The organism is Intrasporangium zincisolvens, assembly GCF_034724055.1.
Lineage (GTDB): Bacteria > Actinomycetota > Actinomycetes > Actinomycetales > Dermatophilaceae > Monashia > Monashia zincisolvens.
In genome coordinates this window covers 179,014-202,626 of record NZ_JAWIIL010000007.1, presented here as the reverse complement: position 1 = coordinate 202,626, position 23,613 = coordinate 179,014, and the positions used below count along the sequence as shown (strand labels likewise).

20 protein-coding genes are annotated in these 23,613 nt (G+C 73.3%); 9 read left to right on the top strand and 11 right to left on the bottom strand.

Annotation, left to right across the window (positions count from 1 at the left end; all coding sequences use genetic code 11):
* Positions 1 to 37: 37 nt before the first annotated feature.
* The 3 genes from RY076_RS17990 to RY076_RS17980 are packed head-to-tail and all read left to right on the top strand — an operon-like array spanning position 38 to position 3,061.
* Complete coding sequence (locus RY076_RS17990) at positions 38 to 1,189, top strand: L-talarate/galactarate dehydratase (RefSeq protein WP_323100484.1); 1,152 nt, start codon at positions 38 to 40, stop codon at positions 1,187 to 1,189.
* A complete protein-coding gene (locus RY076_RS17985; RefSeq protein ID WP_323100483.1) occupies positions 1,186 to 2,328 on the top strand; it encodes an L-talarate/galactarate dehydratase in 1,143 nt (380 codons plus the stop codon). Before RY076_RS17990 ends, RY076_RS17985 begins: the two co-directional genes overlap by 4 nt.
* Positions 2,329 to 2,338: 10 nt before the next feature.
* Complete coding sequence (locus tag RY076_RS17980; protein WP_323100482.1) at positions 2,339 to 3,061, top strand: FadR/GntR family transcriptional regulator; 723 nt, start codon at positions 2,339 to 2,341, stop codon at positions 3,059 to 3,061.
* 65 nt (positions 3,062 to 3,126) lie between these two features.
* On the opposite strand, the gene RY076_RS17975 is transcribed toward RY076_RS17980, so the two are convergent.
* Genes RY076_RS17975 through RY076_RS17955 form a run of 5 tightly spaced genes read right to left on the bottom strand, consistent with a single transcriptional unit; the run spans position 3,127 to position 7,979 of the window.
* Complete coding sequence (locus RY076_RS17975; protein ID WP_323100480.1) at positions 3,127 to 4,389, bottom strand: glucarate dehydratase family protein; 1,263 nt, start codon at positions 4,387 to 4,389, stop codon at positions 3,127 to 3,129.
* Positions 4,386 to 4,778, bottom strand: coding sequence for a universal stress protein (locus tag RY076_RS17970; RefSeq protein ID WP_323100479.1), 393 nt, complete (start codon positions 4,776 to 4,778; stop codon positions 4,386 to 4,388). The genes RY076_RS17975 and RY076_RS17970 overlap by 4 nt, the downstream gene beginning before the upstream one ends.
* Entirely contained in the window at positions 4,775 to 6,349 is a 1,575-nt protein-coding gene (locus RY076_RS17965; protein WP_323100477.1) for a tripartite tricarboxylate transporter permease, read from the bottom strand. Before RY076_RS17965 ends, RY076_RS17970 begins: the two co-directional genes overlap by 4 nt.
* 13 nt (positions 6,350 to 6,362) lie before the next feature.
* On the bottom strand, positions 6,363 to 6,905 hold the full coding sequence (locus tag RY076_RS17960) for a tripartite tricarboxylate transporter TctB family protein (protein ID WP_323100475.1): 543 nt from the start codon (positions 6,903 to 6,905) through the stop codon (positions 6,363 to 6,365).
* Positions 6,906 to 6,959: 54 nt separating this feature from the next.
* Positions 6,960 to 7,979 carry a tripartite tricarboxylate transporter substrate binding protein gene (locus RY076_RS17955; RefSeq protein WP_323100473.1) on the bottom strand — a complete coding sequence of 340 codons (1,020 nt, stop codon included), beginning with the start codon at positions 7,977 to 7,979 and terminating at the stop codon, positions 6,960 to 6,962.
* A gap of 166 nt (positions 7,980 to 8,145) precedes the next feature.
* Here RY076_RS17955 and RY076_RS17950 point away from each other — a divergent pair, with 166 nt between their 5' ends.
* The 4 genes from RY076_RS17950 (at position 8,146) to RY076_RS17935 (ending at position 13,083) form a co-directional block, all read left to right on the top strand.
* On the top strand, positions 8,146 to 9,069 hold the full coding sequence (locus tag RY076_RS17950; RefSeq protein WP_323100471.1) for a LysR family transcriptional regulator: 924 nt from the start codon (positions 8,146 to 8,148) through the stop codon (positions 9,067 to 9,069).
* 158 nt (positions 9,070 to 9,227) lie between these two features.
* The gene (gene kdgD, locus RY076_RS17945; RefSeq protein ID WP_323100469.1) at positions 9,228 to 10,139 is read left to right on the top strand and encodes a 5-dehydro-4-deoxyglucarate dehydratase; all 912 of its coding nucleotides are present in this window, start codon (positions 9,228 to 9,230) and stop codon (positions 10,137 to 10,139) included.
* Between the two features lie 15 nt (positions 10,140 to 10,154).
* Positions 10,155 to 11,747 carry an aldehyde dehydrogenase (NADP(+)) gene (locus RY076_RS17940; protein ID WP_323100467.1) on the top strand — a complete coding sequence of 531 codons (1,593 nt, stop codon included), beginning with the start codon at positions 10,155 to 10,157 and terminating at the stop codon, positions 11,745 to 11,747.
* A gap of 13 nt (positions 11,748 to 11,760) precedes the next feature.
* Complete coding sequence (locus RY076_RS17935) at positions 11,761 to 13,083, top strand: enolase C-terminal domain-like protein (RefSeq protein WP_323100466.1); 1,323 nt, start codon at positions 11,761 to 11,763, stop codon at positions 13,081 to 13,083.
* Positions 13,084 to 13,107: 24 nt separating this feature from the next.
* On the opposite strand, the gene RY076_RS17930 is transcribed toward RY076_RS17935, so the two are convergent.
* The 4 genes from RY076_RS17930 to RY076_RS17915 form a co-directional block, all read right to left on the bottom strand.
* A complete protein-coding gene (locus tag RY076_RS17930; protein ID WP_323100465.1) occupies positions 13,108 to 15,531 on the bottom strand; it encodes a CHAT domain-containing protein in 2,424 nt (807 codons plus the stop codon).
* 198 nt (positions 15,532 to 15,729) lie between these two features.
* Entirely contained in the window at positions 15,730 to 16,215 is a 486-nt protein-coding gene (locus tag RY076_RS17925) for a carboxypeptidase-like regulatory domain-containing protein (protein WP_323100464.1), read from the bottom strand.
* 1 nt (position 16,216) lies between these two features.
* Complete coding sequence (locus RY076_RS17920; RefSeq protein WP_323100463.1) at positions 16,217 to 16,798, bottom strand: RNA polymerase sigma factor; 582 nt, start codon at positions 16,796 to 16,798, stop codon at positions 16,217 to 16,219.
* On the bottom strand, positions 16,795 to 18,375 hold the full coding sequence (locus RY076_RS17915) for a S8/S53 family peptidase (protein ID WP_323100461.1): 1,581 nt from the start codon (positions 18,373 to 18,375) through the stop codon (positions 16,795 to 16,797). Before RY076_RS17915 ends, RY076_RS17920 begins: the two co-directional genes overlap by 4 nt.
* A gap of 502 nt (positions 18,376 to 18,877) precedes the next feature.
* Between RY076_RS17915 and RY076_RS17910 the strand changes: the two genes are divergently transcribed.
* Positions 18,878 to 19,681: a peptidoglycan-binding domain-containing protein gene (locus tag RY076_RS17910; protein WP_323100459.1), complete on the top strand. Its 804-nt coding sequence runs from the start codon at positions 18,878 to 18,880 to the stop codon at positions 19,679 to 19,681.
* 28 nt (positions 19,682 to 19,709) lie between these two features.
* Here the strand turns inward: RY076_RS17910 and pheA are convergent, their stop codons facing one another.
* Together pheA and RY076_RS17900 are read right to left on the bottom strand one after the other, a co-directional pair.
* Complete coding sequence (gene pheA, locus RY076_RS17905) at positions 19,710 to 20,657, bottom strand: prephenate dehydratase (RefSeq protein ID WP_323100457.1); 948 nt, start codon at positions 20,655 to 20,657, stop codon at positions 19,710 to 19,712.
* On the bottom strand, positions 20,654 to 21,211 hold the full coding sequence (locus tag RY076_RS17900; RefSeq protein ID WP_323100455.1) for a DUF4446 family protein: 558 nt from the start codon (positions 21,209 to 21,211) through the stop codon (positions 20,654 to 20,656). Before RY076_RS17900 ends, pheA begins: the two co-directional genes overlap by 4 nt.
* Positions 21,212 to 21,321: 110 nt before the next feature.
* Between RY076_RS17900 and RY076_RS17895 the strand changes: the two genes are divergently transcribed.
* Positions 21,322 to 23,514: a hypothetical protein gene (locus tag RY076_RS17895; RefSeq protein ID WP_323100453.1), complete on the top strand. Its 2,193-nt coding sequence runs from the start codon at positions 21,322 to 21,324 to the stop codon at positions 23,512 to 23,514.
* Positions 23,515 to 23,613: the final 99 nt, after the last annotated feature.

The following is a 23,613-nucleotide window of genomic DNA, read 5'->3' as shown; positions in this document are numbered from 1 at the left end:
GATGCCCAAGTCACCGCCGACCACGAAGGGCCCGACCATGAACGAGACCACGCACGAGCGCACGACCGCCGACCGCATCCGCCACGTCTCCCTCTCCTCGGTCGTGCTGCCCCTGCCGACACCGATCAGCGATGCCAAGGTGCTGACCGGACGCCAGAAGCCGATGACCGAGGTCGTGCTCCTCTTCGCCGAGGTCGCCACCGAGCAGGACCACCACGGCATCGGCTTCAGCTACTCCAAGCGCGCCGGTGGCCCCGCCCAGTTCGCCCACGCCAAGGAGGTCGCCGACCGCCTCATCGGCCAGGACCCCAACGACATCGCGAAGGTCTACGACACGCTGCTCTGGGCGGGCGCCTCGGTCGGCCGCTCCGGCGTCGCCACCCAGGCCATCGCCGCGATCGACATCGCGCTCTGGGACCTCAAGGCCAAGCGTGCCGGCCTGCCGCTCGCCAAGCTCATCGGCGCGCACCGCGACTCGGTCCGCACGTACAACACGTCGGGCGGGTTCCTCCACGCGCCGGTCGAGGAGGTCAAAGAGCGGGCCACCGCGTCGCTCGCGGCCGGCATCGGCGGCATCAAGATCAAGGTCGGCCAGCCCGACACCCGCGTCGACCTCGCCCGCCTCGCAGCCGTGCGCGAGCACCTCGGCGACGACGTGCCGCTCATGATCGATGCCAACCAGCAGTGGGACCGCCCCACCGCCCTGCGCTTCGGCCGGGCCGTCGAGGACCTCGGCCTCGTGTGGATCGAGGAGCCGCTCGACGCCTACGACGCCGAGGGCCACGCCCAGCTCGCGGCCGCGCTGGACACCCCGATCGCCACCGGCGAGATGCTCTCGAGCGTCGCCGAGCACGTCCGGCTCATCGAGGCGCGGGCCGCCGACATCATCCAGCCCGACGCGCCCCGCGTCGGTGGCATCACCCCGTTCCTGCGCCTCGCGACCCTCGCCGACCACGCGGGCCTGCAGCTGGCCCCGCACTTCGCGATGGAGATCCACCTGCACCTCGCGGCCTGCTACCCCCGTGAGCCGTGGGTCGAGCACTTCGAGTGGCTCGACCCGCTCTTCAACGAGCGCCTCGAGACCCGCGACGGGCGGATGCTCGTGCCGGACCGACCCGGTCTCGGGTTCACCCTGAGCGAGCAGGCCAAGGCCTGGACGGTCGACACCTTCGAGATCGGCGTCGCGTGACGGCTGACCGCATCGCGTCGGTCCGGCTCGGGCTGCACGACGTGCCGCTCCCGGCACCGGTCAGCGACGCCAAGGTGCTGACCGGGCGCCAGCGCCCCCTCTCCGAGGTGTCGGTGCTGACGTGCGAGGTCGAGACGACCGACGGCCTCACCGGGCTCGGCTTCTCGTACACCACTCGGGCCGGCTGCCGCGCCCAGTTCGCCCACGCCCGCGAGGTCGTCGAGAGCATCCTCGGCGAGGACCCCAACGACATCGCCCGCCTGTACGACCGGATGCTCTGGGCCGGCGCTTCCGTCGGCCGCTCCGGCGTTGCGACACAGGCGATCTCGTCGGTCGACACAGCCCTGTGGGACGTCAAGGCACGTCGGGCCGGCCTCTCGCTGGCCAAGCTGCTCGGCGCGCACCGCAACGCCGTCGACGTCTACAACACGTCGGGCGGCTACCTCCAGGCCCCGATCGAGGAGGTCTGCGAGCGCGCGTCCACCGCCCGGGCCACCGGCATCGGCGGCATCAAGGTCAAGGTCGGCCAGCCCGACCTGCGCGAGGACCTCCGGCGCGTCGCCGCCGTGCGCGAGCACCTCGGCGACGGCGTCCCGCTCATGGTCGACGCCAACCAGCAGTGGGACCGCACCACCGCCCTGCGCGCGGGCCGCGCCCTCGGCGAGCACGACCTCGTGTGGATCGAGGAGCCGCTCGACGCGTACGACGCCGAGGGGCACGCCGCGCTGAGCCGCGCCCTCGACACCCCGATCGCGACCGGGGAGATGCTGACGAGCGTCGCCGAGCTCGTCCGCCTCGTCGACCTGCGCGCCGTCACCTACCTGCAGCCCGACGTGCCTCGCGTCGGCGGCGTCACGCCGTACCTGCGCGTCGTCGCCCTCGCCGACCACGCCGGGCTGCACGTCGCGCCGCACTTCGTCATGGAGGTGCACGTGCACCTCGCCGCCGCCTACCCGCGCCGGTCGTGGGTCGAGCACATCGAGTGGCTCAGCCCGCTGTTCGAGGAGCGGCTCGAGATCGCGGACGGCACGATGCTCGTGCCCGACCGCCCCGGGCTCGGACTCACGCTGGCGGAGCAGGCGTCGGGGTGGACCGTCGACACCGTGACGCTGCCGGCCGCCACTGCGGGCGCCCGCTAGGTTGGGCCGCGTGACGCAGGACGACGCCGGCAAGCTCGACCGGGACACCGGCCGGAGCCTGGCCCACGAGCTGGTCGAGCGGCTCAAGGAGCGCATCCTCGCCGGGCAGATGGAGCCGGGGCAGAAGCTGCCCACCGAGGCCGCCTTCGTCGACGAGTTCGGCGTCAGCCGCACGGTCGTGCGCGAGGCGATCTCGCGGCTGCAGGCGGCCGGCCTCGTCGAGACCTTCCAGGGGCGAGGCACGTTCGTCCTCGCGCTCCCGGAGCCCGAGCGCTTCGAGGTCGGGGCCGACCGGGTGCGCAGCCACCGCGACGTGCTCGACATGATCGACTTCCGCATCGGCGTCGAGTCCGAGGCGGCGGCCCTCGCGGCGGCGCGGCGGACCGACGTGCAGCTCAAGGCGATCGAGCGGGCCCTGCGCGACCTCGGCCGCGCCGGCGAGCGCCCGAGCCACGCCGTCGAGGCGGACTACGAGTTCCACCTGCGCATCGCGGCCGCCTCGGGCAACCACTTCTACCGCGACCTGCTCGCCTCCCTGGGCCCGATGATGATCATGCTGCCGCGCACGCGCCTCGAGGCCGAGTACACCGTGTCCGACGCCACGCACCTGACCCGCGTCTCGCTCGAGCACGAGAACATCCACCTCGCCATCGCCCGCGGCGACGCCGAGGCCGCGCGCGCGGCGATGCGCCTGCACCTGGCCAACTCGCGCGCCCGCCTCCAGCACGACTGAGGTGTCACGCCTGTGACGGTGTGCTCACTCGATCATGATCGAGTGAGCACACCGTCACACGCATCTCACCAGCGAGCGGTGTTGGGGCGGAAGCCCGGTTGCACCGACTGCATGTACACGGTGTCCTCGCGACGCCGGACGCCGCACGCGAGGTACTGCTCGTGCAGCGTGCCGAGCGCGTCCTCGTCGAGGGTGACGCCGAGGCCGGGGCCGGTGGGCACCGCAACGGCGCCGTCGACGAACTCGAGCACGCCCGGCTCGACGACGTCCTCGGTCTTCCACGGGTAGTGGGTGTCGCACGCGTAGGTGAGGTTCGGCGTGGCGGCGGCGAGGTGCGTCATGGCCGCGAGGCTGATGCCGAGGTGGCTGTTCGAGTGCATCGACAGGCCCATCCCGAACGTGTCGCAGATCCCGGCGAGCAGCCGCGAGCGGTGCAGGCCGCCCCAGAGGTGGTGGTCGGACAGCACGACGCCGACCGCGCGGGCCCGGACGGCCGGCTCGAGGTGCTCGAAGGCGATGACGCACATGTTCGTCGCGAGCGGCAGGTCGGTGGTGCGCGCCACGGCGGCCATGCCGTCGATGCCGGGCGTCGGGTCCTCGAGGTACTCGATGACCCCTGTCAGCTCGGCCGCGACCTTGGCCGACGTCTCGACGGTCCACGCACCGTTGGGGTCGATGCGCAGCGCGTGCTGCGGGAAGGCGTCGCGCAGCGCTTGCATGGCGGCGACCTCCTGGGCGGGCGGGAGCACGCCGCCCTTGAGCTTGATCGCCTCGAAGCCCCAGCCGTCGACCATGCGTCGGGCCTGGGTGACGACCTGTTCGGGCGTCACCGCCTCGCCCCACGCGTCGTCGGGCTGCCCGGGGTGACCGGCCCACTTGTAGAAGAGGTAGGCGCTGAACGGCACGCTCTCGCGCACGGCACCGCCGAGCAGGTCGCTGACCGGCCGACCTGTCTCGTGGCCCTGGGCGTCGAGGCAGGCCACCTCGAACGGCGAGTACACGGTGTCGAGGGCCGAGTCGACCTCGAGCATGCCGCCGAAGCTCGCGCCGGCGCCGGACGTCGAGCCGATCGACGCGGCGACGGCCCGCCGCAGGCCGGCGAGGTCCCAGACGTCGGTGCCGAGGATGCCGTGCGCCGCGGCCTCGAGCCGGGCCAGGTGGGTCTCGTCGGCGTACGTCTCGCCGAGGCCGAGCAGACCGGTGTCGGTGCGCAGCCGCACCACCGCCCGCAGCGCGAAAGGCTGGTGCACGCCGACGACGTTGAGCAGCGGCGGGTCGGCGAAGGCGACCGGCACGATCTCGACGCAGCTGATCCGGTTGCGGGTCACGGCGCCTTCACCGCCAGCACCGGCACCGACGCGTCGAGCAGGATGCGCTGGGCCGTGCTGCCGAGGACGAGCTTGCCCACCGGAGTGCGACGCCGCAGCCCGATGACGACGAGCGACGCGTCGACCTCGCTCGCGGTGTCGCCGAGCACGTCGGCGAGCGAGTCCCCGTGGGCCGGCTGGCGCACCTCGGCGCGGACACCGGCTGCCGCCGCCTGCTCGACGAGGGCCGCGGCGTCGGCGTCGTCGATCATCGCGGCGTCGACGGGGGCGCCCCGCCGGGGCGAGTTGACGACGACGAGGTCGCTGCCGCGCAGCCGGGCCTCGGCGATGCCGGTCTCGAGGGCAGCGCGGCCCTCAGGGGTCGCGACGTAGCCGACGACGATGGTCATCTCGCCTCCGTGGTCTCTCGGTCGGGGTCAGGGATGGGGGTGCGGTCGGGCGTGTGGTCGGGGATCCCGTCGAGCGCCGGCGTCGGCTCACCGCGTCGGGCCCGAACCACCCTGCGCAGCAAGGGAAACAGCGCCACGGCGACGACCGCGGCGAGGATCGTGCCGCTGATGGGGCGGGTGAGGAAGCCGGTGGGGTCGCCGCCGAAGATGAGCAGCGACTGGCGGGCCGAGGACTCGATGAGCGTGCCGAGGACGAACGCGAGGACCATCGGGCCGGGGTCGAAGCCGAACTTCTTCATGAGGTAGCCGACGACGCCGAAGACGATGACGAGGTAGATGTCGAACACCGAGTTGTTGACGGTGTAGACGCCGAGGACGGTGATGAGCGCGGTGATCGGGGCGAGGATCGCCGGCCGCACCTTGAGGATGCGCACGAAGACGCCGACCATCGGGATGCTCATGACGAGCAGCAGGATGTTGCCGATGTACATCGAGTTGATGACGCCCCAGAAGATGTCGGGGTGGGTGTCGACGAGCTGCGGGCCGGGCTGGACGCCCTGGATGAGCAGGGCCCCGAACATCAGCGCCATCGTCGCGTTGGCCGGGATGCCGAGCGTCAGCAGCGGGATGAACGACGACGTCGCGGCCGCGTTGTTGGCGGTCTCGGGCGCCGCGACGCCCTCGATGGCGCCGCGGCCGAAGCGCTCCGGCTGCTTGGCGCGGCGCTTCTCGACGGCGTAGGCCACGAGCGAGGACAGCACGGCGCCGCCGCCGGGCAGCACGCCCAGGCCGAAGCCGATGCCCGAGCCGCGGGCGATGGCGCCCTTGGAGTCGGAGAGGTCCTGGCGGCTGGGCCACACCTTGGTGACCTTCGCGGGGGCGTGGACCTTCTTGTGGTTCTCCTCGAGGTTGTAGAGGATCTCGCCGAGCCCGAACAGGCCCATGGCGATCGGCACGAAGTCGATGCCGTCGGCGAGGTTGAGGCTGCCGAAGGTGAAACGCTCGGCGCCGGTGAAGGTGTCGCGGCCGACAGTCGCGATGAGCAGGCCCAGGGCCGCGGCGATGACGGCCTTGAGCTTGCCGCCGTTGCCGACCGTCGAGACGAGCAGGACTCCGAGGAGGCCGAGGGCCGCGTACTCGGGCGGCCCGAAGTCGAGCGCGTAGCCGGCGATGACCGGGGCCAGCACCGACAGGCCGATGATCGAGACGGTGCCGCCGATGAACGAGCCGATGGCGGCGATGCCGAGGGCCGCTCCCGCCCGGCCCTGCTTGGCCATGGCGAACCCGTCGAAGACGGTGACGACCGAGCTCGCTTCTCCGGGTAGGCGCAGCAGCACCGAGGTGATGGTGCCGCCGTACTGGGCGCCGTAGAAGATGCCGGCGAGCATGATGATCGCCGAGACCGGCTCGATGCCGTACGTGATCGGTAGCAGGATCGCGATCGTGGCGGCCGGGCCGAGCCCGGGCAGCACGCCGATGAGCATGCCGATGACGACGCCGATGAGGCAGTAGAGCAGGTTGGTCGGCTGCAGGACGATGCCGAAGCCGTCGATGATCGGGGTGAAGTCCATGTCGCCTGCCCTTTCAGATGAGCCGCGGGAGCGGGATGGCGAGGGCGAGGACGAACAGGGCGTAGAACGCCGCGACCGTCACGACGCTGACGACGACGGTCGAGCGCCAGGACTCGCCGCCGAGGAAGCGCAGCCAGATGACCATGAGCACGAGCGATGGCACCTCGAACCCGACGACGGGCAGCAGGGCCGCGAGGCCCACCATCGTCAGGACGCCGAGGGCCGTCAGGGCGCTGGAGCGGGTGAACTGCTCGGTGTCCGTGGCGTCGCGGCCGAAGGCGATCTGCGCCAGCGACAGCGCCGTGACCGCCACGGACACCGCGAAGGGCCAGAGGCCCGGCCCGGGCCGGGTCAGGCTGCCGAGCCCGTAGCCGAGCGACAGGACGGTGCCTCCGACCCCGAGCGCCAGCGTCACGACGCCGGCGGCCACCTGGGCGAGGGGCCCGGCGTGCGGTGGCCGTTCCTCCTCGAGGTCCTGGGCGAGCTCGGCCTTGAGCTCATCGAGGATGTCGACCTCGGCGGCGTCGGGCCGCGTCGGTTCGCTCGTCGTGCTCATCCCTGGCTCCTCTTCGAGTGGGGTCGGCGGGTCTGCGATCGGGTGGAGCGACGCTCAGCTGTTCGAGGCCAGCGAGATGCCGAACTGCTTGAGCTTGGCGGTGTTCGACTCGAGGTCGGCCTTGAGCATCGAGGCGATCTCGGAGCCGGGCAGCTCGAGCGGCGTCAGGTTGTTCTGCTCGTTGAACTTCTTGTACTCGTCGGTGGCGTAGGTCTTCTTCGCGGCCTCGACGAGCTTGTCCTTGACGGCCTGCGGCGTGCCCTTCGGCGTCGTGATGAACCGGTACTGGCTCACCTGCACGTCGTAGCCCTGCTCCTTGGCGGTGGGCACCTCGGGCAGGTACTTGACGCGCTCGGCCGAGAAGACGGCGAGCGGCACGAGCTTGCCGGCGCGGATGTTCTCGATGGCCTCGCCGACCTGCATCGTCGACACGTCGACCTGGTTGCCGAGCAGGGCCGTGAGGTTGGGGGCGCCGCCGTCGAAGGGCACGGCGGTCGCCTTGATGCCGGCCGTGGCGAAGGTGAGGGCCGAGTTGAGCTGGGCCCCGGTGCCGACGCCGGTGGTGCCGTAGCGGATCGTCTTGCCGGACGCCTTCATGTCGTCGATGCTCTTCCACCCGGTCTTCGGGTTGGTGGCGAGCACGTAGTCGTCGCGCGAGACGCCGTAGACGATGTCGAAGTCGTCGGCCTTGACCGCCTCGGACTCGGACACCGCGAGCGGCGTGATGGCGAACAGCGACGCGTTCTGGATGGCGATCGAGTAGCCGTCGGGGGCGGCGTTCTGCAGCTCCTTGGCGACGAGCGCCCCGTTGGCACCCGGCTTGTTGACGACCGGCATCGCGACCCCGAGCGTCTGGCCCATGCCCTTGGACATGGCACGGCTGATGAGGTCGCTGCTGCCACCGGCCGACGCGCCGACGGTCATCTCGATGCTCTTGGCGGGGTAGTCGCTGCCGCCCGAGGCGGCCCCGCCGCCGCCACCCGTCTTGACGCCCCCGCAGGCGGACAGGGCAAGGGCGAGCGCGGCGGCGCCCGCCACGGACGCGATGCGGGTCCTCGTTGCAACATTCGTCATTGAAGGTCTCCTACGAGCTGGGGCACCGGCGTCGGTGCAGGGTCGGGAGGTCGGATGGTCGGTCCCCGTGCCGCCCGACACTACGAACGCGGTTCAATGCCTGTCCAAACCCGATGCTGCATCGGTTGATACCTTCGCCGCATCGCAGGCGGTATCGTCGCCGGACATGATGACCCTCGACCAGGTGCGGGCGTTCGTCGCCGTGGCGGAGGAGCTGCACTTCGGCCGCGCCGCCGAACGGCTCAACATGACCCAGCCGCCGCTGAGCCGCCAGATCCAGAAGCTCGAACGGACCGTCGGGTGCACGTTGCTCGAGCGCGACAACCGACGCGTCGAGCTGACCGAGGCCGGGCGCGCCTTCCTCGACGAGTCCTACCGGCTGCTCGCGCTCGTCGAGAGCGCCGGCGACGTGGCCCGGCGGATCGACGGGGGTGCCGCCGGCACGCTGCGACTCGGGTTCACGGCGGTGTCGGCGATCGGCGTGCTCGGGCCGCTGCTGACCGAGCTCGACCGCAGCCTGCCGGGTGTCGAGGTCATCCTCCACGAGCGGGTCACGGCCGCCCAGGCCGACGGCATCCGGCGCGGAGAGCTCGACCTCGGGCTCGCTCGCCCGCCGTTCGACACCTCCGAGCTCGAGTCGCGCGTCGTCTTCCGTGAGCCGCTCTGCGCGGCCGTGCCCGCCGGGCACCCGCTCGCCGGCGTGCGGCGCCCGCTGACGGCCGGGGACTTCGACGGGGTGCCGGTGATCAGCTACAACCCCGTCCAGTCCCGCTACTTCCACGAGCTGACGGTCCGGTTCCTCACCAACGCCCACCCCCGCGTCGAGCAACAGGTGCACCAGATCCTCACCGCCGTCCTGCTCGTCGCCGCGGGACGCGGGTGCGCCCTGGTCCCCGCCTCCGCCCGGTCGCTCGGGGTGCAGGGGGTCGTCTACCAGGACCTCGTCGACGGCGGCGGCGACCCCGACGGTAGCGAGGAGCCGGGGCGGCCGGTGGAGCTGCACGCCATCTGGGCACGCGGGCGCCGCAGCCCGATGCTGCGCCGCGTCCTGGCCCAGATCGGCCGGATGCAGCTCGGCGACGGAAGCTGAGCGGGGCTGCGTTCGTCGATGCCCCAGGGGCATCACAGGATACGGAATGCGTCTTGGACAGGTATCCAGCGGCTTCCTAGCCTGAGGGGACTCACTGGCCCAGCGGCGGGCCCTCCGACGTCCGGACGGGCAGCCGCACTGTCGAAAAGGACCTCCTCGTGCCTCTGGCTCCCGACGAACTCGCTCACCAGCTGGGCACCGGACTGCTGTCCTTCCCCGTCACCCACTTCACCCCGGACCTCGCCTTCGACGAGGCCCGCTACCGCGAGCACCTCTCGTGGCTCAGCGGATACGACGTGGCCGGGCTCTTCGCCGCCGGCGGCACGGGCGAGGGCTTCTCGCTGCGCACCGAGGAGATCGACACCGTCGTGCGCGTCGCCGTCGACGAGATCGGCGGACGCGTCCCCGTGCTCGCACCCGCCACGGGCGGCACCGCCGTCGCGATCGCCCAGGCCAGGGCTGCCGAGGCCGCCGGCGCGGACGGCATCCTGCTCTTCCCGCCCTACCTCACCGAGGCCGGCCAGCGCGGCCTCGTCGAGCACGTCTCGGCCGTGTGCCGCGCCACCTCGCTCGGCGTCATCGCCTACTCCCGCGCCAACGCGGTCCTCGGCGACGTCGCCGTCGCCGAGGCGGCCGACCGCAACCCGAACCTCATCGGCCTCAAGGACGGCGTCGGCAACGTCGAGGCGATGACCCGCACCTACGCCCGTGTCGGCGAGCGGCTGCTGTACGTCGGCGGCCTGCCGACGGCTGAGACGTTCGCCCTGCCGCTGCTCCAGCTCGGCGTCACGACGTACTCATCGGCGATCTTCAACTTCGTGCCGGAGTTCGCCGTCGGCTTCTACGAGGACGTGCGCCGGCAGGACCTCGAGACCGTCTACCGCAAGCTCAACGACTTCGTGCTGCCCTACCTCGACATCCGCGACCGCGAGCGCGGGTACGCCGTCTCCATCATCAAGGGTGGGCTCGAGGCCATCGGTCGCCCCGCCGGACCGGTGCGCCCGCCGCTGACGAACCTCACCGAGCAGGACGTGTCGGACCTCAAGATCCTCATCGACAAGATCAGCTGAACGGAGCTCCTCCGCATGACCACCCTGACCGGACACTCGATCATCGCCGGCTCGCCCGTTGCCGGCCGCCTCCCCGGCTCGGCCGGCGTTCAGGCCGCCACGGGAGACTCGCTCGAGCCCGTCTACACCTACGTCGACGAAGCCCAGCTCGAGGAAGCGACGCAGGCAGCGGCCGACGCGTTCGACGCCTACCGCGCGACCTCGCCCGAGCAGCGAGCAGCGTTCCTGCAGAGGGTTGCCGACGAGATCGAGGCCGACGGCGAGGCCATCGTGGCACGCGCCGTCGCCGAGTCCGGGCTGCCGTTGGCGCGTCTCACGGGCGAGCTCGGCCGCACGACGGGCCAGCTGCGGATGTTCGCCGAGGTCGTACGCCTCGGCGACCACCTCGAGGCACGCATCGACCCAGCCCTCCCGGACCGGGCGCCGCTCCCCCGCGCCGACATCCGGCAGCGCCAGGTGCCGCTCGGCCCCGTCGCCGTCTTCGGGGCGAGCAACTTTCCGCTCGCCTTCTCGGTCGCCGGTGGTGACACCGCCTCGGCGCTCGCCGCCGGGTGCCCGGTCGTCGTCAAGGCGCACAACGCCCACCCCGGCACGAGCGAGTTCGTCGGGTCCGCGGTCGCGCGCGCGGTCGCGGCCTCCGGCCTGCCGGCCGGGGTGTTCTCGCTCGTCTTCGGCGGCGGCACGTCCGTGGGGCAGGCCCTTGTCCGCGACCCGCGCATCAAGGCGGTCGGTTTCACCGGCTCCCGCGCCGGCGGTCTGGCCCTCGTCGCGACCGCCGCGGCCCGGCGCGAGCCGATCCCGGTCTACGCCGAGATGAGCTCGGTCAACCCCGTCGTCGTCCTCCCCGGCAGCATCGCCGAGGGACGTGCGGAAGCACTCGCGGCGGCATACGTCGGCTCGCTGACGCTCGGCTCCGGCCAGTTCTGCACCAACCCCGGCCTCACCCTCGTGCCGGAGGGCGCCGACGGCGACGCGTTCGTCGCCGCTGCGGCGCGCGCGATCGCCGACGCCACCGGGCAGACGATGCTGACCACCGGCATCGCCCAGGCCTTCGACAAGGGCACCGACGCACTGCGCGGCGCCACCGGCGTGACCGTCGAGGCCGAGGGCCGCGCCGGCGAGTCCGCGAACGCGCCCGCCCCGCTGCTCGCCTCGACGACGACCCGTGCCCTGCGCGACGAGGCCGCGGTGAGCGAGGAGGTCTTCGGCGCGGCCGGCGTACTCGTGCGCTGGACCGAGGTCGGCGAGCTCACGGACGCGCTGCGCGGCGTCGAGGGGCAGCTCACCGTGACCGTGCAGGCGGCGGAGTCCGACCACGAGGTCGCCCGCACCCTGCTGCCGCTGCTCGAGACCAAGGCCGGACGCATCCTCTTCAACGGGTGGCCGACGGGTGTCGAGGTCGGGCACGCGATGGTGCACGGCGGACCGTTCCCCGCGACGAGCGACCCCCGCACCACCTCGGTCGGCTCGCTCGCGATCTACCGCTTCCAGAGGCCCGTCGCCTACCAGGACGTGCCCGCCGGCCTCCTGCCCGAGGCCACCCGCGACGACAACCCGTGGGGCCTGACGCAGCGGGTCGACGGACGCCTCCGCCTCGCGCAGCACTGACAGGAGCACCCCGATGTCACCGAAGATCGCCACCGTCGAGGTGGTGCCCGTCGCCGGCCACGACAGCATGCTGCTCAACCTCAGTGGCGCCCACGGCCCCTTCTTCACCCGCAACGTCGTCATCGTCACGGACAGCGACGGCAACACCGGCCTCGGCGAGGTGCCCGGCGGCGAGAAGATCGCCGGCACGATCCGCGAGGCCGCGAACCTGCTGCAGGGCAAGGAGATCGCCCGTTTCCGGCAGCTCCTGCGCCTCGTCGCGGACACCTTCGCCGACCGCGACGCCGGCGGCCGCGGCGTCCAGACGTTCGACCTCCGCACGACGGTGCACGCCGTAACCGGGCTCGAGTCGGCACTGCTCGACCTGCTGGGCCAGCACCTCGGCGTACCGGTGGCCGAGCTGCTCGGTGACGGACAGCAGCGCAGCCACGTGCCGATGCTCGGCTACCTCTTCTACGTCGGCGACCCCGGCCGCACCGACCTGCCCTACCGCATCGACGACGAGGGCACGGACCGCTGGTCGCAGCTGCGACGCCGTGAGGCCCTGACGCCCGACGGCGTCGTCGCCCTCGCCGAGGCCGCGCAGGAGCGCTACGGCTTCAGCGACTTCAAGCTCAAGGGCGGCGTCCTCGCGGGCGAGGAGGAGGTCGCCGCCGTCACGGCGCTGGCCCGACGCTTCCCCGACGCGCGGATCACGCTCGACCCCAACGGCGGCTGGCTGCTCGCCGACGCCGTCCGGCTCTGCCGCGGGCTCGGCGACGTGCTCGCCTACGCCGAGGACCCGTGCGGCGCCGAGGGGCGCTTCTCCGGTCGCGAGGTCATGGCCGAGTTCAAGCGCGCCACCGGGCTGCGTACGGCGACCAACATGATCGCGACCGACTGGCGCGAGATGGCCCACGCCATCCGCACGAACGCCGTCGACATCCCGCTCGCCGACCCGCACTTCTGGACGATGGCCGGCTCGGTCCGGGTCGCCCAGCTGTGCAACGACTTCGGCCTGACGTGGGGGTCGCACTCCAACAACCACTTCGACATCTCGCTCGCGATGTTCACCCACGTCGGGGCCGCCGCGCCCGGCGAGATCACGGCCCTCGACACGCACTGGATCTGGCAGGACGGCCAGGCCCTGACCACCGCTCCGCTCGCGATCCGCGACGGCGCGATCGAGGTGCCGACCGCTCCGGGACTCGGCGTCACGCTCGACCGCGACGCCCTCGCCACCGCGCACGAGCTCTATCTGGAGCACGGCCTCGGCGCCCGCGACGACGCCGTCGCCATGCAGTACCTCGTCGACGACTGGACCTTCGACCCGAAGCGCCCCTGCCTCGTGCGCTGAGGTCGGGAGGACGCACGCGGCGGGTCAGGCGTGGGTGAAGCGGCCGCCGAGGTGCAAAAAGGCGGCGGCGATCGGCTCGCCGGCGGCCAGCGCCGACGCGAGCGCCTCGTCGCTCGGCACGCCGCGGGCCAGGGCGCGGTGGTGGCGCACCATCGTGTCGGCCGCGACCTCGTCCGGCACCGGCGACACCGCGGCCACCGCCGAACGGGCGCCGAGGCTGAGCACGGCCGCCGCGAGGCCGAGCTGCTCCTCGCCGGGCCGGAACGTCGCCGACCCGACCTCGCACGCCGACAGCACGACGTGCCGCGCCCGGACGCCGGCGACCTGCAGCTCGTGGGCGAACACCGGCCCGTCGTGCAGGTGGACCGACGAGAAGAGCGGCGACTGCACCTGGTGGGTGCCGTGCGCCGCGACGTGGACGACGTCGTCGGCGCCCATCGCCTCGACGAGCCCCCGCGCGGCCGAGGGCTCCGCGACCGTGACCTCGGCGTGGTCGGCCCACGCCTGCGCCACGGCGGACGCCTCGCCCGACGCGCGTCGCAGCGAAGGCCCCACACTGACGTGCACCCGGGCCGAATTCCCATGCGCCGCAGGCACCCCCACGCCGTTAACGCTGTCAGCGCGACGCGCGAACGACGTCAGGGACGACGCGACGGTGAACGGCACCCCGGCGAGCGACGGCAGCAGCGACCACGGCAGCGCCGACACCTCCTCGCACGTCACGACGACGAGCCCGGAGCGGCGCAGCCCCCACGGGCGGACCGCCGCAGCGTCGAGCCGGTCGGCGGCGGCACGCAGCGACCCCCACACGGCCTGCGCGAAGGGCCCGAGCTCACGCGTCGCGGCCGTGCGCAGGTCGACGCGGATGCGGTGCGCCAGCTCGACGGCCTCGGCGAGCGGCATGAGGTCGCGGACGCGGGCCCGGCCGCCGACGACCCCGACGCCCATGAGGCGGTCCCCGTCGGGGAAGAACCAGAGGAGGTCGCGGTCGGCCCGGTCGAGCGCCTCGCGGCCCTGGCGCACCCGCACCTCCGCGGCGGTGCCCGACGGCGAGCCGCTGCTCAGGGTCCAGTCACGGGCCCGGATGTCGCGCTCGAGCCGCCGGACCCGTGCGGTGAGGTCGGCCGCCTCGGCCGCCGGCACGTCGCCGCGCAGCAGGGCCTGGGTCGAACGCAGCTGCTCGGTGAGCGAGGCGAGGGCCTCGTCGTCGGGCCGGCCCAGCGAGGGCAGCCGGTCGGTGGCGTTGCGCCAGCGGTCGAGCGCCTCGAGCACGGCCGAGCTGCCACCCCGCAGCGCGAGCGCGAGGTCGATCCGCGCGAGCCGCACGCCGTGCAGGGCCCGGGCGCTGCGCAGGTCGAGGCTGGCGCTGCCCTCCTGACCGGCGGCCAGGCCGCGCGCGGCCCGGCCGAGGACGCGCCGGGCCCGGGCCGGCTCGCCCGCCGCCACGTGCAGGCCGGCCTCGACGACGGCGCGGTCCAGCTCACCCGTCAGCGAGGCACCCGGCCCGCTGACGGCGTCGAGGCAGGTGCGGGCGGCCTCGACGCGCCCCGCGAGCAGGTGGGCGTCCGCCGCCGCGACGAGCGCGGAGTCGCCGAGCTCGGTGTCGCCGAGGCGGGCCGCCGTCGCCGTGACCTCCTCGGCCGTGGCGAGCACCGCAGCGGCGTCGGGCACGCCGTCCGTCGCCGACCCGCGTCGCAGCCGGTCCAGCTCGACGTGGACGAGGGCGAGGCGCGCCTTGGCCGCCCAACCGAGGGCCCCGACGCGGTCGAAGCCCTCGACCGCGAGCTCGGCGGCCGCCCCGGCCCGGGCGAGGTTGCCCGCGTGCCGGTGCGCGCGCGACAGGCGCAGCTGCAGCTCGGCGGCCACCTGGTCCTGCTCGGCGTCGGGCGAGGCCGCCGCAGCGACGATCACCTCGACCGCCTCGTCGATGAGCCCGGCCTCGAGGAGCACGTGCGCCCGGTCGAGGCGCGCGGGCAGCAGCGACACGTCGGGGGCGTCCTCGACGGCCGCGGCCATCGTCGCGAGCGCCCGCGGCACGTCGCCGAGCAGATAGGCGGCGTAGCCCTCGTTGTGCGCGGCCATGAACTCCTGGGGCCGCCACCCGCCCTCACGCGCCGTCGCGGCCGCCCGCGAGAAGGCGTCGAGCGCCACGGCCGGCTCGGACATCTCGAACGCGAGCATGCCGCGGCTCAGCAGCACGGAGCACTGCTCGCGCGGCGAGAACGCGTCGAGCCGGCGCATCGCCCCCTCGAGACCCGCGCGGGCCCCGGCGAGGTCGCCCCCGCGTCCGGCGACGTTGGCGCGCTGGTAGGCCAGCCGTGCGCGCAGGTCGTCGTCGCCCAGGGAGTCCACGATCTGCTCGACCTCGGCGAACCGGGCATGCGCCGCGTCCGCTCCCTCGAGGAGGAACTCGGTCAGGGCCAGCGTGGTCAGGGTGCGGGCGCGCACCCGCAGGGCGGGTGCGGCGACCGTCCGGGCGCCCGACGCCTCGAGCCGCTCCAGCGCATCACGGAGCAGGCCGACGGCCCGGTCCGGCCGCCCGGCGCCCGTCTCCGCCGCCGCCTCCTCGCGCAGGGCCTCGACCTCGTCCAGGGTGCGCTGTGCGCTGATCGCGGCCGCCTCCCTGCACGGCCGGGATCACCTGCGTCACACCTGGATCGTGGGCGTGATGACCGGTCGCGCGTTCTCGTCGTCGGGGTCGACCCGGATCACGAAGTGGATCGGGCCATGTGGTAGATCATCCAGAACGAAACGTCCGTTCGCATCGGTATCGACCAACGTGCTCCCGTCGGTGGACACGGCCTCGACGGTGGCGCCCGGCACGGTGACGTAGCCGTCGACGCGCACCCGGCCCTCGAGGTCGCTCGCGTTGACCGTCACCATGAGGCTGACGGACGCCGCGTTGAAGGTCACCGACTCGGTGGGCGTCGGCTCGACCTTCGTGCCGCGCGTCGCGAGGAGCGCCGAGTCCATGAGCTCGGCGACCTCGGCGTGCAGGGCCTGGACGGTCAGCTCGAACTTGATCCGCTCGGTGAGGTCGGACGGTACGGGGTCGGCGTGCGAGAACAGCTCACGCAGCTGGCGCAGCGCGGCCACGTCGAGGTCGTCAATGGCGTCCTTGTGCGAGCTCATGTCACACCGCCCATCCGGGGTCGGAGCCGAGGGTCGTCCTCAGCTTCTGGAGGCACCGGCCGCGGGTCGGGCCGATGCTGCCGACGGGCATCCCGAGCGACTCGGCGATGGCCGCGTAGTCGGGACGGTCGGCGAACGCGATGACCCGGAGCAGCTCCTGGCACCGCGGGGACAGGGTCGAGACGTGCTTCCACAGCACGCCCTGGCGCTCGCTCAGCACCGCCTGCGCCTCGGGGTCGAGGCTCTGCGCCGGACCCTCCGGCACCTCCTCGACGCCGATCTCGCGGCGGGAGCCGCGCGCGAGGCGCCACACCTCGCGCTTGACGACGACGACGAGCCAGCCGAGCACCGCGGCCGGCTCGTTGATCGACTCGGCGCGGTCGACGAGCTGGAGGAACGCGGTCTGCACGGCGTCCTCGCACGTGGCCGCGTTGGCACCCTGCGAGCGGGCCGCGTTCCAGAGCACCGGCGTCACGAGGTCGACGAGCTCGGACAGGCGCTCGCGCTCGCCGCCGAGGAAGGCCGCGAAGGCCTTGCCGGCGAGGGTCCCGAGGCCGTCGGGCGCGGTGGGGGTCGGGGTCATGACGCGCCTTCCTTCGAGATGCAGCGACGCAGCGCGCGCAGGGCACGCTTGCGCATGACGGTCCGCGAGACGTCGGCGACGTCCTTCTCCGCGGCGATCGCGGCCGCGACCTCGGCGGCGAAGACGGGCGTCGCGAACGACGTGCCGCTCCAGACGCCGAACCCTCCGGTGTAGTCGTCGGGGTCGACGGTGCAGCGCACCGGGCCGTCGCCGTCGACCTTGCTCGAGGGCTGGCCCATGCCGTTGGTGAGCGGCAGGGTGCTGACGACCGAGACGCCCGGGCGCACGGCCGTGATGACGGGCAGCGGGTTGGAGAAGAGCGCGACGGTCGATCCGTCGGGGTTGCTCGCCCCGACGCTCGACAGCGGCGGGAGCGCCTTCGCGGTGATCCGCTGCGGGAGCGCCGCGGCGAGCGCCGCCGGCACGAACGGTGCGCTCGTGCCGTCGTTGCCGGCGCCGGCCACCACGGCGACCCCGGCCTCGGCGAAGCGGTCGAGCAGGTCGGCGACGGGGCCGGAGGTGTAGGTGCGGTCCTCGGCGTAGTAGCCGAGCGACAGCGACAGGACGTCGATGCAGTCCTCCGGGTGGTTGCTCGTCTGCCCGTGGACGTGCCGGTCGAGGAGCGCCTCGAGGACGTCGAGGATGTCGGCCTCGTCGACCTGGCCGTCCTCGCCCATGACCGGGATCGACAGGATCGTCGCCTCAGGACAGCCCTGGCGGACCAGCCCGGCGATGAACGTCGCGTGGCCGTGGAGCAGGCCCACCGGCTCCTGCGGCTTGGGGGTGTCGCTGAGCCCCCCGGCTGCGGCACCTGCGGCTGCCGCAGCAGCGACGTCCTCGGGCGGGCCGGCCGGCACGAGGCGACCGTTCTCGTACCTCAGGCGCACGATGGTGCGGTCGTCCTTGAACCACGGGTGCTTGGCGACCGCGGTGTCGGGCACGGCGACGACCGGGCGGCGCGCGATCTCACGGGCGCGCAGGGCCGGGTCGGGCAGTGCGAGGCTCACCGGCATCCGGCCGCCTCGGCCGGGCACCGCGTACTCCTGGAGGGCGTCCATCCCGATGCCACCCCAGTAGCCGATGCCACCCCAGTAGCCACCGATCCCGCCCCAGTACCCGCCGATGCCGCCCCAGTAGCCGATACCGCCCCAGTAGCCGTCGGCCGGGCGCAGGACGTGCTCGAGGCTGAGCCGCTCGGAGATCGGGTCGCCGAGGGCCCGCAGCTGCTGCAGCACGTTCCACGCGTCGACGGTGTCGATGGACCGACGCGGGCGCAGCGTGATGCTCGTGCCCCAGTCGCTCGACGCGTCGAGGTCGCGGGTGCCGCCGCCGGTGCGCGGCGTCTCGACGTAGTCGAGGCCGAGCGGGTCGAGCGCCTCCGCGAGGTCGCCGAGACCGCGCGTGCCGCCGGGCTCGTTGCGCACGAGGAGCCGGTCGGACAGGTAGAGCGCCGGGTCGGGCGCCTGGCCGTCGGTCCGGCGCATCGCGGTCGCCGGGTCGAGGACGCGGACGGGGGGCCGGACGGGACGGGGTGCGCCGCCCTGGCCTCCCCCACCGGGCTGACCGGTCTCTGCCATGAAGTGCCTCCTGTGAGGAATGAGCGAGGAGCGAGCGTGGTGTGCGCGAGGGGTGCGCTCTGCAGCCGAGCACGACGGCGTCGTGGCCGGCCCCGTGTGCACCCGACGCTCTCACCGGAATGGTGGCGAGCGGGGCGGAACTGATACACCGCGCCGCGTCAACTTTTTTCTGCGGAGCACGTATCAGGCCGGATGCGACCGTCTCTGTGCTGTCGGGGGAACCACTCGGGGACCTGGTCATCGAGCCGTACGGGGGCCGCGGAGGGGCGGCTGGCTCGGTGACCTGTGGGGCCAGGGCGCGCTGGGGTCGCCCAGGCTCCCGTGGGGCGTCGGCTCGGCAGCGCCGACGCCCCCTCCTCGCGCTCGGGCCTCGTTCCCGCGCCTGCGTAGGTGTCCGTTTCGTCACGAACCGCCGTGTCTGCGGACCGCCCGCCGTGCCGCGTCGCATACTCGGACCGCGGCCCGGCGAGGGCGGGCCGTCTCGATGACCAGGGGTACCCGCATGACACCGCAGCACCAGACGCTCCCGTCCACGACGTCCACCACGACGTCCACCACGACGCGCACCGGCCGCCGACTCCGGCGCTGGACGCCGCTTCTGGCGGCGGTCCTGCTCGCGCCGACGCTCGCCGCGTGCGGCCCCGACCACGGGACTGCGGCGCCGTCGGCCCCGCTCACCGCGTCGGTCGACGCCCCGAGCGACAACCCGAGCGACACCCCGACGGCGGACGACCCGTCCGCCACGCCGGGCCCGATCCCCACCGAGACGGCCGCGCCGCTGACGCCGACCCGCCCGACGCCCTCCTCCACACTGTCGGCCACGACGTCGGCCGGCTCGGTCGCCGGCAGCTGCACCCGCACGCTCGACGCCTACCCGCAGCTCGACCCCGGCGCCACCGGCCCGGCGGTCAGCGCGCTCCAGTGCTTCCTCAACGACGCCGACTTCGGCCCCGTGGCCGTCGACGGCAGCTACGGCGTGCCGACGCGTGCCGCGGTCACCAAGGTCGAGGCCACCTTCGAAGGCGGGCCGAGCCGCCCGGGCCGCGTCGACGCCGGTTTCTGGGTCGGCGTCATCAGTCGCTCGCTCGGCGACGGCACGCTCAAGTCCGGGTCCAAGGGCGCCGACGTCACGACGCTCCAGCGGGCCCTGCGCGCCGCCGGCGCGAAGCTCGCCGTCGACGGCACGTTCGGCGCCGAGACGAAGAAGGCCGTCGAGACCCTCCAGGCCGCCAACCGCATCGGCGTCGACGGCGTCGTCGGCGAGGAGACCCTCTTCCTGCTCAAGAGCGGCGCGACGATCGGCTGAGCCCCCGGGCCGGCGCGAGACAGGCGCGTCAGGCGCGCAGGTCGGCGAGCCAGGCCCGCGCGTCCCGGAAGTCCTCGTCCGTCGTGCCCGGCCGCGTGCCCGGCAGGCCGCCGTCGGCGCGCGGGTACGAGCCGAGGAAGCGCACCTCGGCACAGACGCGGCGCAGGCCCATGAGGGTCTCGCCGACGCGCTCGTCGAGCACGTGGCCCTCGACGTCGATGGAGAAGCAGTAGGACCCCATCGCCTCGCCGGTCGGGCGCGACTCGAGCCGCGTCATGTTGACGCCGCGCACCGCGAACTGCTCGAGCAGCTCGAGCAGGCCACCGGCGTGGTCCTCCTTCTGGAAGAGGACGACCGTCGTCTTGTCCGCACCGGTCGGCGCGGGCAGCGTGCCGGGGCGCGACACGAGCACGAAGCGCGTCACGGCCGCCTTGTTGTCGCCGATGTCCGACGCCAGCACCGCGAGACCCCCGTCGGCGGCGGCAACCGGCGCGCAGACGCCGGCGTCGAACATGACCTCGCCGGGCGCCCCGAGCGCCGTGGCGCTCGCCGCCGTCGACAGCGTCGGCACGTAGACGGCGTCGGGCAGGTTGGCGCCCATCCACGAGCGCACCTGCGCCCACGCGTGCGAGTGGGTGCCGACGGCCCTGACGTCGGCGAGCGTCGTGCCCGGCCGTGCGCACAGCACGAAGGTGATCGGCACGAGCACCTCGCCGACGACGACGAGCGGGTCACCGGTGGCGAGGGCGTCGAGCGTCGCGGAGACGCCGCCCTCGACGGAGTTCTCGATGGGGACCATCGCGGCGTCGATGTCGCCGGCGCGCAGGGCGGCGAGCGCCGCGTCGACCGAGCCGAACGGCACGTGCTCGCGGCCCTCGGCGGCGTCCCACGCGTCGAGCGCCATCTGGGTGAAGGTGCCGCGCGGGCCGAGGTAGCCGAAGCGGTGCAGCTCGTCGGGGGTGCGGGGAGGGGTCACGACGGGTCCTTGGTGCGGGCGGTGGTGCGGGCGGTGGTGCGGGCAGGTGTGCGGGCGCCCGGGTCGGTGCCCGGCTCGCCCTTGGTGGCCGAGGCGAGGGCCTGCTGCTCCTCGGGCGTCAGCGTGATGCTCGACCGGCCGCCGACGATGCCCTTGGCGTAGGTGCGCGACTCACCCCGGGCGTGGATCGAGCTGATGACGATGCCGTCGCCCTCGTCGTCGACGATCGCGGCGGAGAACGACAGCCGGCCGCCCATGTCGCCGAACGCGTCGTAGCGCACGACGGCGACGTTGCGCAGGCTCTGGCGCACGTCGTCCTCGGCGGCGGCGACGTCGGCCCGCAGCCGGGTGACGTCGGCGGCGAGCCGGTCGAGGCGGCGGTTCTGGTCGGCGGCCACGCGGGCGATGTCGGTGCGGCCGCCGTCGGCGCCCAGGGCCTCGAAGTCGGCCCGGACCCGACGCAGCCGCGACTGGACGAGCACGGCGAGCACGAGCGCGAGCAGGGCGACGCCCGCGGCGGCGAAGGCCACGGTCGCGAGCGTCGTGTCGTCCACGAGGCGCAAGGGTAGTCGCGGGGCGCATGTGGCGGTTCGGAGTTCCAGCCCGTGATCCAGCGGGTGATCGGAGGTCCTCGACCCCAGATACGGTTTGTACTCTGTCCTGCGTGATCCGCCGCCACCCCGTCAAGACGCTCGTCGTCGCCCTCCTCGCTGTGGTGGCCGTGCTGACCCTCGCGTACGTCAAGCGCAGCGAGGTCCCGGTGCCGCCGACCTCCACGCCGAAGCCGGGCGAGTCGCTCGTCGTCGTCGGGATCGGGGGCCTGTCGTGGGACGACGTGAGTCCCGAGAAGACACCGACCCTGTGGGGCCTGCTCCGCGACGGTTCGGCCGCGTCGGTGTCGGTCAAGACGCTCGGCCTCACGACGTGCCCGGTCGACGGCTGGTCGACGGTCGGCGCCGGCGAGTCCGCGGGCCCGGCCGCCGAGTCCGACCGGCCCGAGTGCGGGCCGCTGCCGTCGGTCGCCGGCAACGCCGCCCAGGGCTTCCGCGTCATCGGCTACGACGCCCTCGCCGAGAACTCCGCCCAGTCGGAGTTCCGCGCACAGATGGGCCTGCTCGGCGACAGCTTCGCCAAGGGCAACACGTGCATCCAGGCGGTCGGCCCCGGCGCGGGTCTCGCGGCGGCCACGAGCGACGGCAAGGTCGCCAAGTACTCCGAGTTCTCCGTCACGACGCTCGTGTCGGACCTGGCCCAGTGCCCGGTGTCGATCGTCGACGTCGGCTCGCTCGATGCCACCGACCCGAACCCGGCGAAGCAGGTCGAGCGGATCAACATCCTCGAGCGGCGCCTCGACCAGGTCGTCGACGCCATGCCCAACGGCGCCGACCTCGTCGTCGTCAGCCTGTCCGACCGCGACCGGCAGGAGCGCCTGCGGCTGCTCACTGCCACCGGGCCGCACTACGGGCCGGGCCTGCTCGCCTCGGCCTCGACCCGCACCACCGGCGTCGCGCAGCTGTCCGACATCACCGCGACGATCATGCAGCGCGGCGGCGTCAACCCCCTCACCGGCATCGGCGGCCGGGCCCTGTCGGTCGTGCCGTCGGCGAACAACAGCGAGTCCACGGCCGCGACGAAGCTGACCGTCCTCACCGACATCGACACCAAGGCCGACGCGATGCACCGCATCGTCGCGCCGTTCCTGATCATCTGGCTCTCGACGATGGTGCTGGCCCTCCTCGCGCTCTGGTGGAGCGTGCGCCGGGCCCGGCCGTGGAACCAGCGCCTGACGCGTCAGCGCGGGCTGCGGCTCGTGCGCCTCGTCGGCATCACCGGCGCCGCGATGCCGGCCGCGACCTTCCTGGCCAACCTCGTGCCGTGGTGGCGGTGGTCGGAGAACACCGTCGTGCTCACCGCGATGCTCCTCGGTCTCGTGCTCGTCATGAGCGCCGCCCTGGCCTTCATCTCCCTGAGCGGGCCGTGGAGCAGCTCGGCGCTCGGGCCGCTGGCGACGATGTCGGCGCTCACGGCGGCCGTCATCGGCATCGACCTCATCACCGGCTCCCGGCTGCAGATCTCCTCGATCTTCGGTCTCCAGCCCCTCGTCGGCGGCCGCTTCTACGGCATGGGCAACGTCGCGTTCGCCCTCTACGCGTCGGCGGTGCTCCTGCTCTGCGCGGCGATGGCGCACGCGCTGGTGCGCCGCGAGGCCCCGCGCCTCGCGGTCTTCGCCGTCGTCATCATCGGCGGTGCGGCGCTCGCGGTCGACGTGCTGCCCGCCTGGGGTGCCGACTTCGGCGGCCCGATCGCCCTCGTGCCGGCGCTCGGCTTCCTCCTCATGGGCGTGCTCGGCTGGAAGACCTCGCTGCGCAACGTGGTGCTCGTGCTCGTCGTCGCCGGGCTCGTCGTCGGCGGCGTCTCCTACCTCGACTGGCGCCGCCCGGAGTCCGAGCGCAGCCACCCGGGCCGGTTCCTGCAGACCGTCATCGACGGCGGCGCGTGGGACGTCATGTCGCGCAAGCTGTGGGCCAACGTCGACCTCGCGGTCCACCTGCCGGTGCTGCTCGTCGTGGTCGTCGCGATCACCGCCCTCGGCGTCTACGTGCTGGCCCGGCCGGGCGCGCTCGGCACCGAGCCGCTGCGACGCCTGCTCGAGGAGGCGCCGCTGCTGCACCGCGGCCTGTGGTCGATCGTCGTCATGGCCGTCATCGGCTTCCTCACCAACGACTCCGGCGCGGCGATCCCGCCGGTGGCCACGATCTTCACGGTGCCGCTCGTCATCTCGGCGGCCATGCACTTCCTGTCGATCGAGGCGCGCAACGCCCCGGTCCGCCGCCGCCGCGACCGCCACCATTTGTAAGTCTGGCTCGTTTCGCTCGCCGTGTTCGGCGCGCACCGACGTCACGCCTTCCCTCCTCGGCTGACTCGCTTCGCTCTGAGTTGTCTGGGCTCGCTTCGC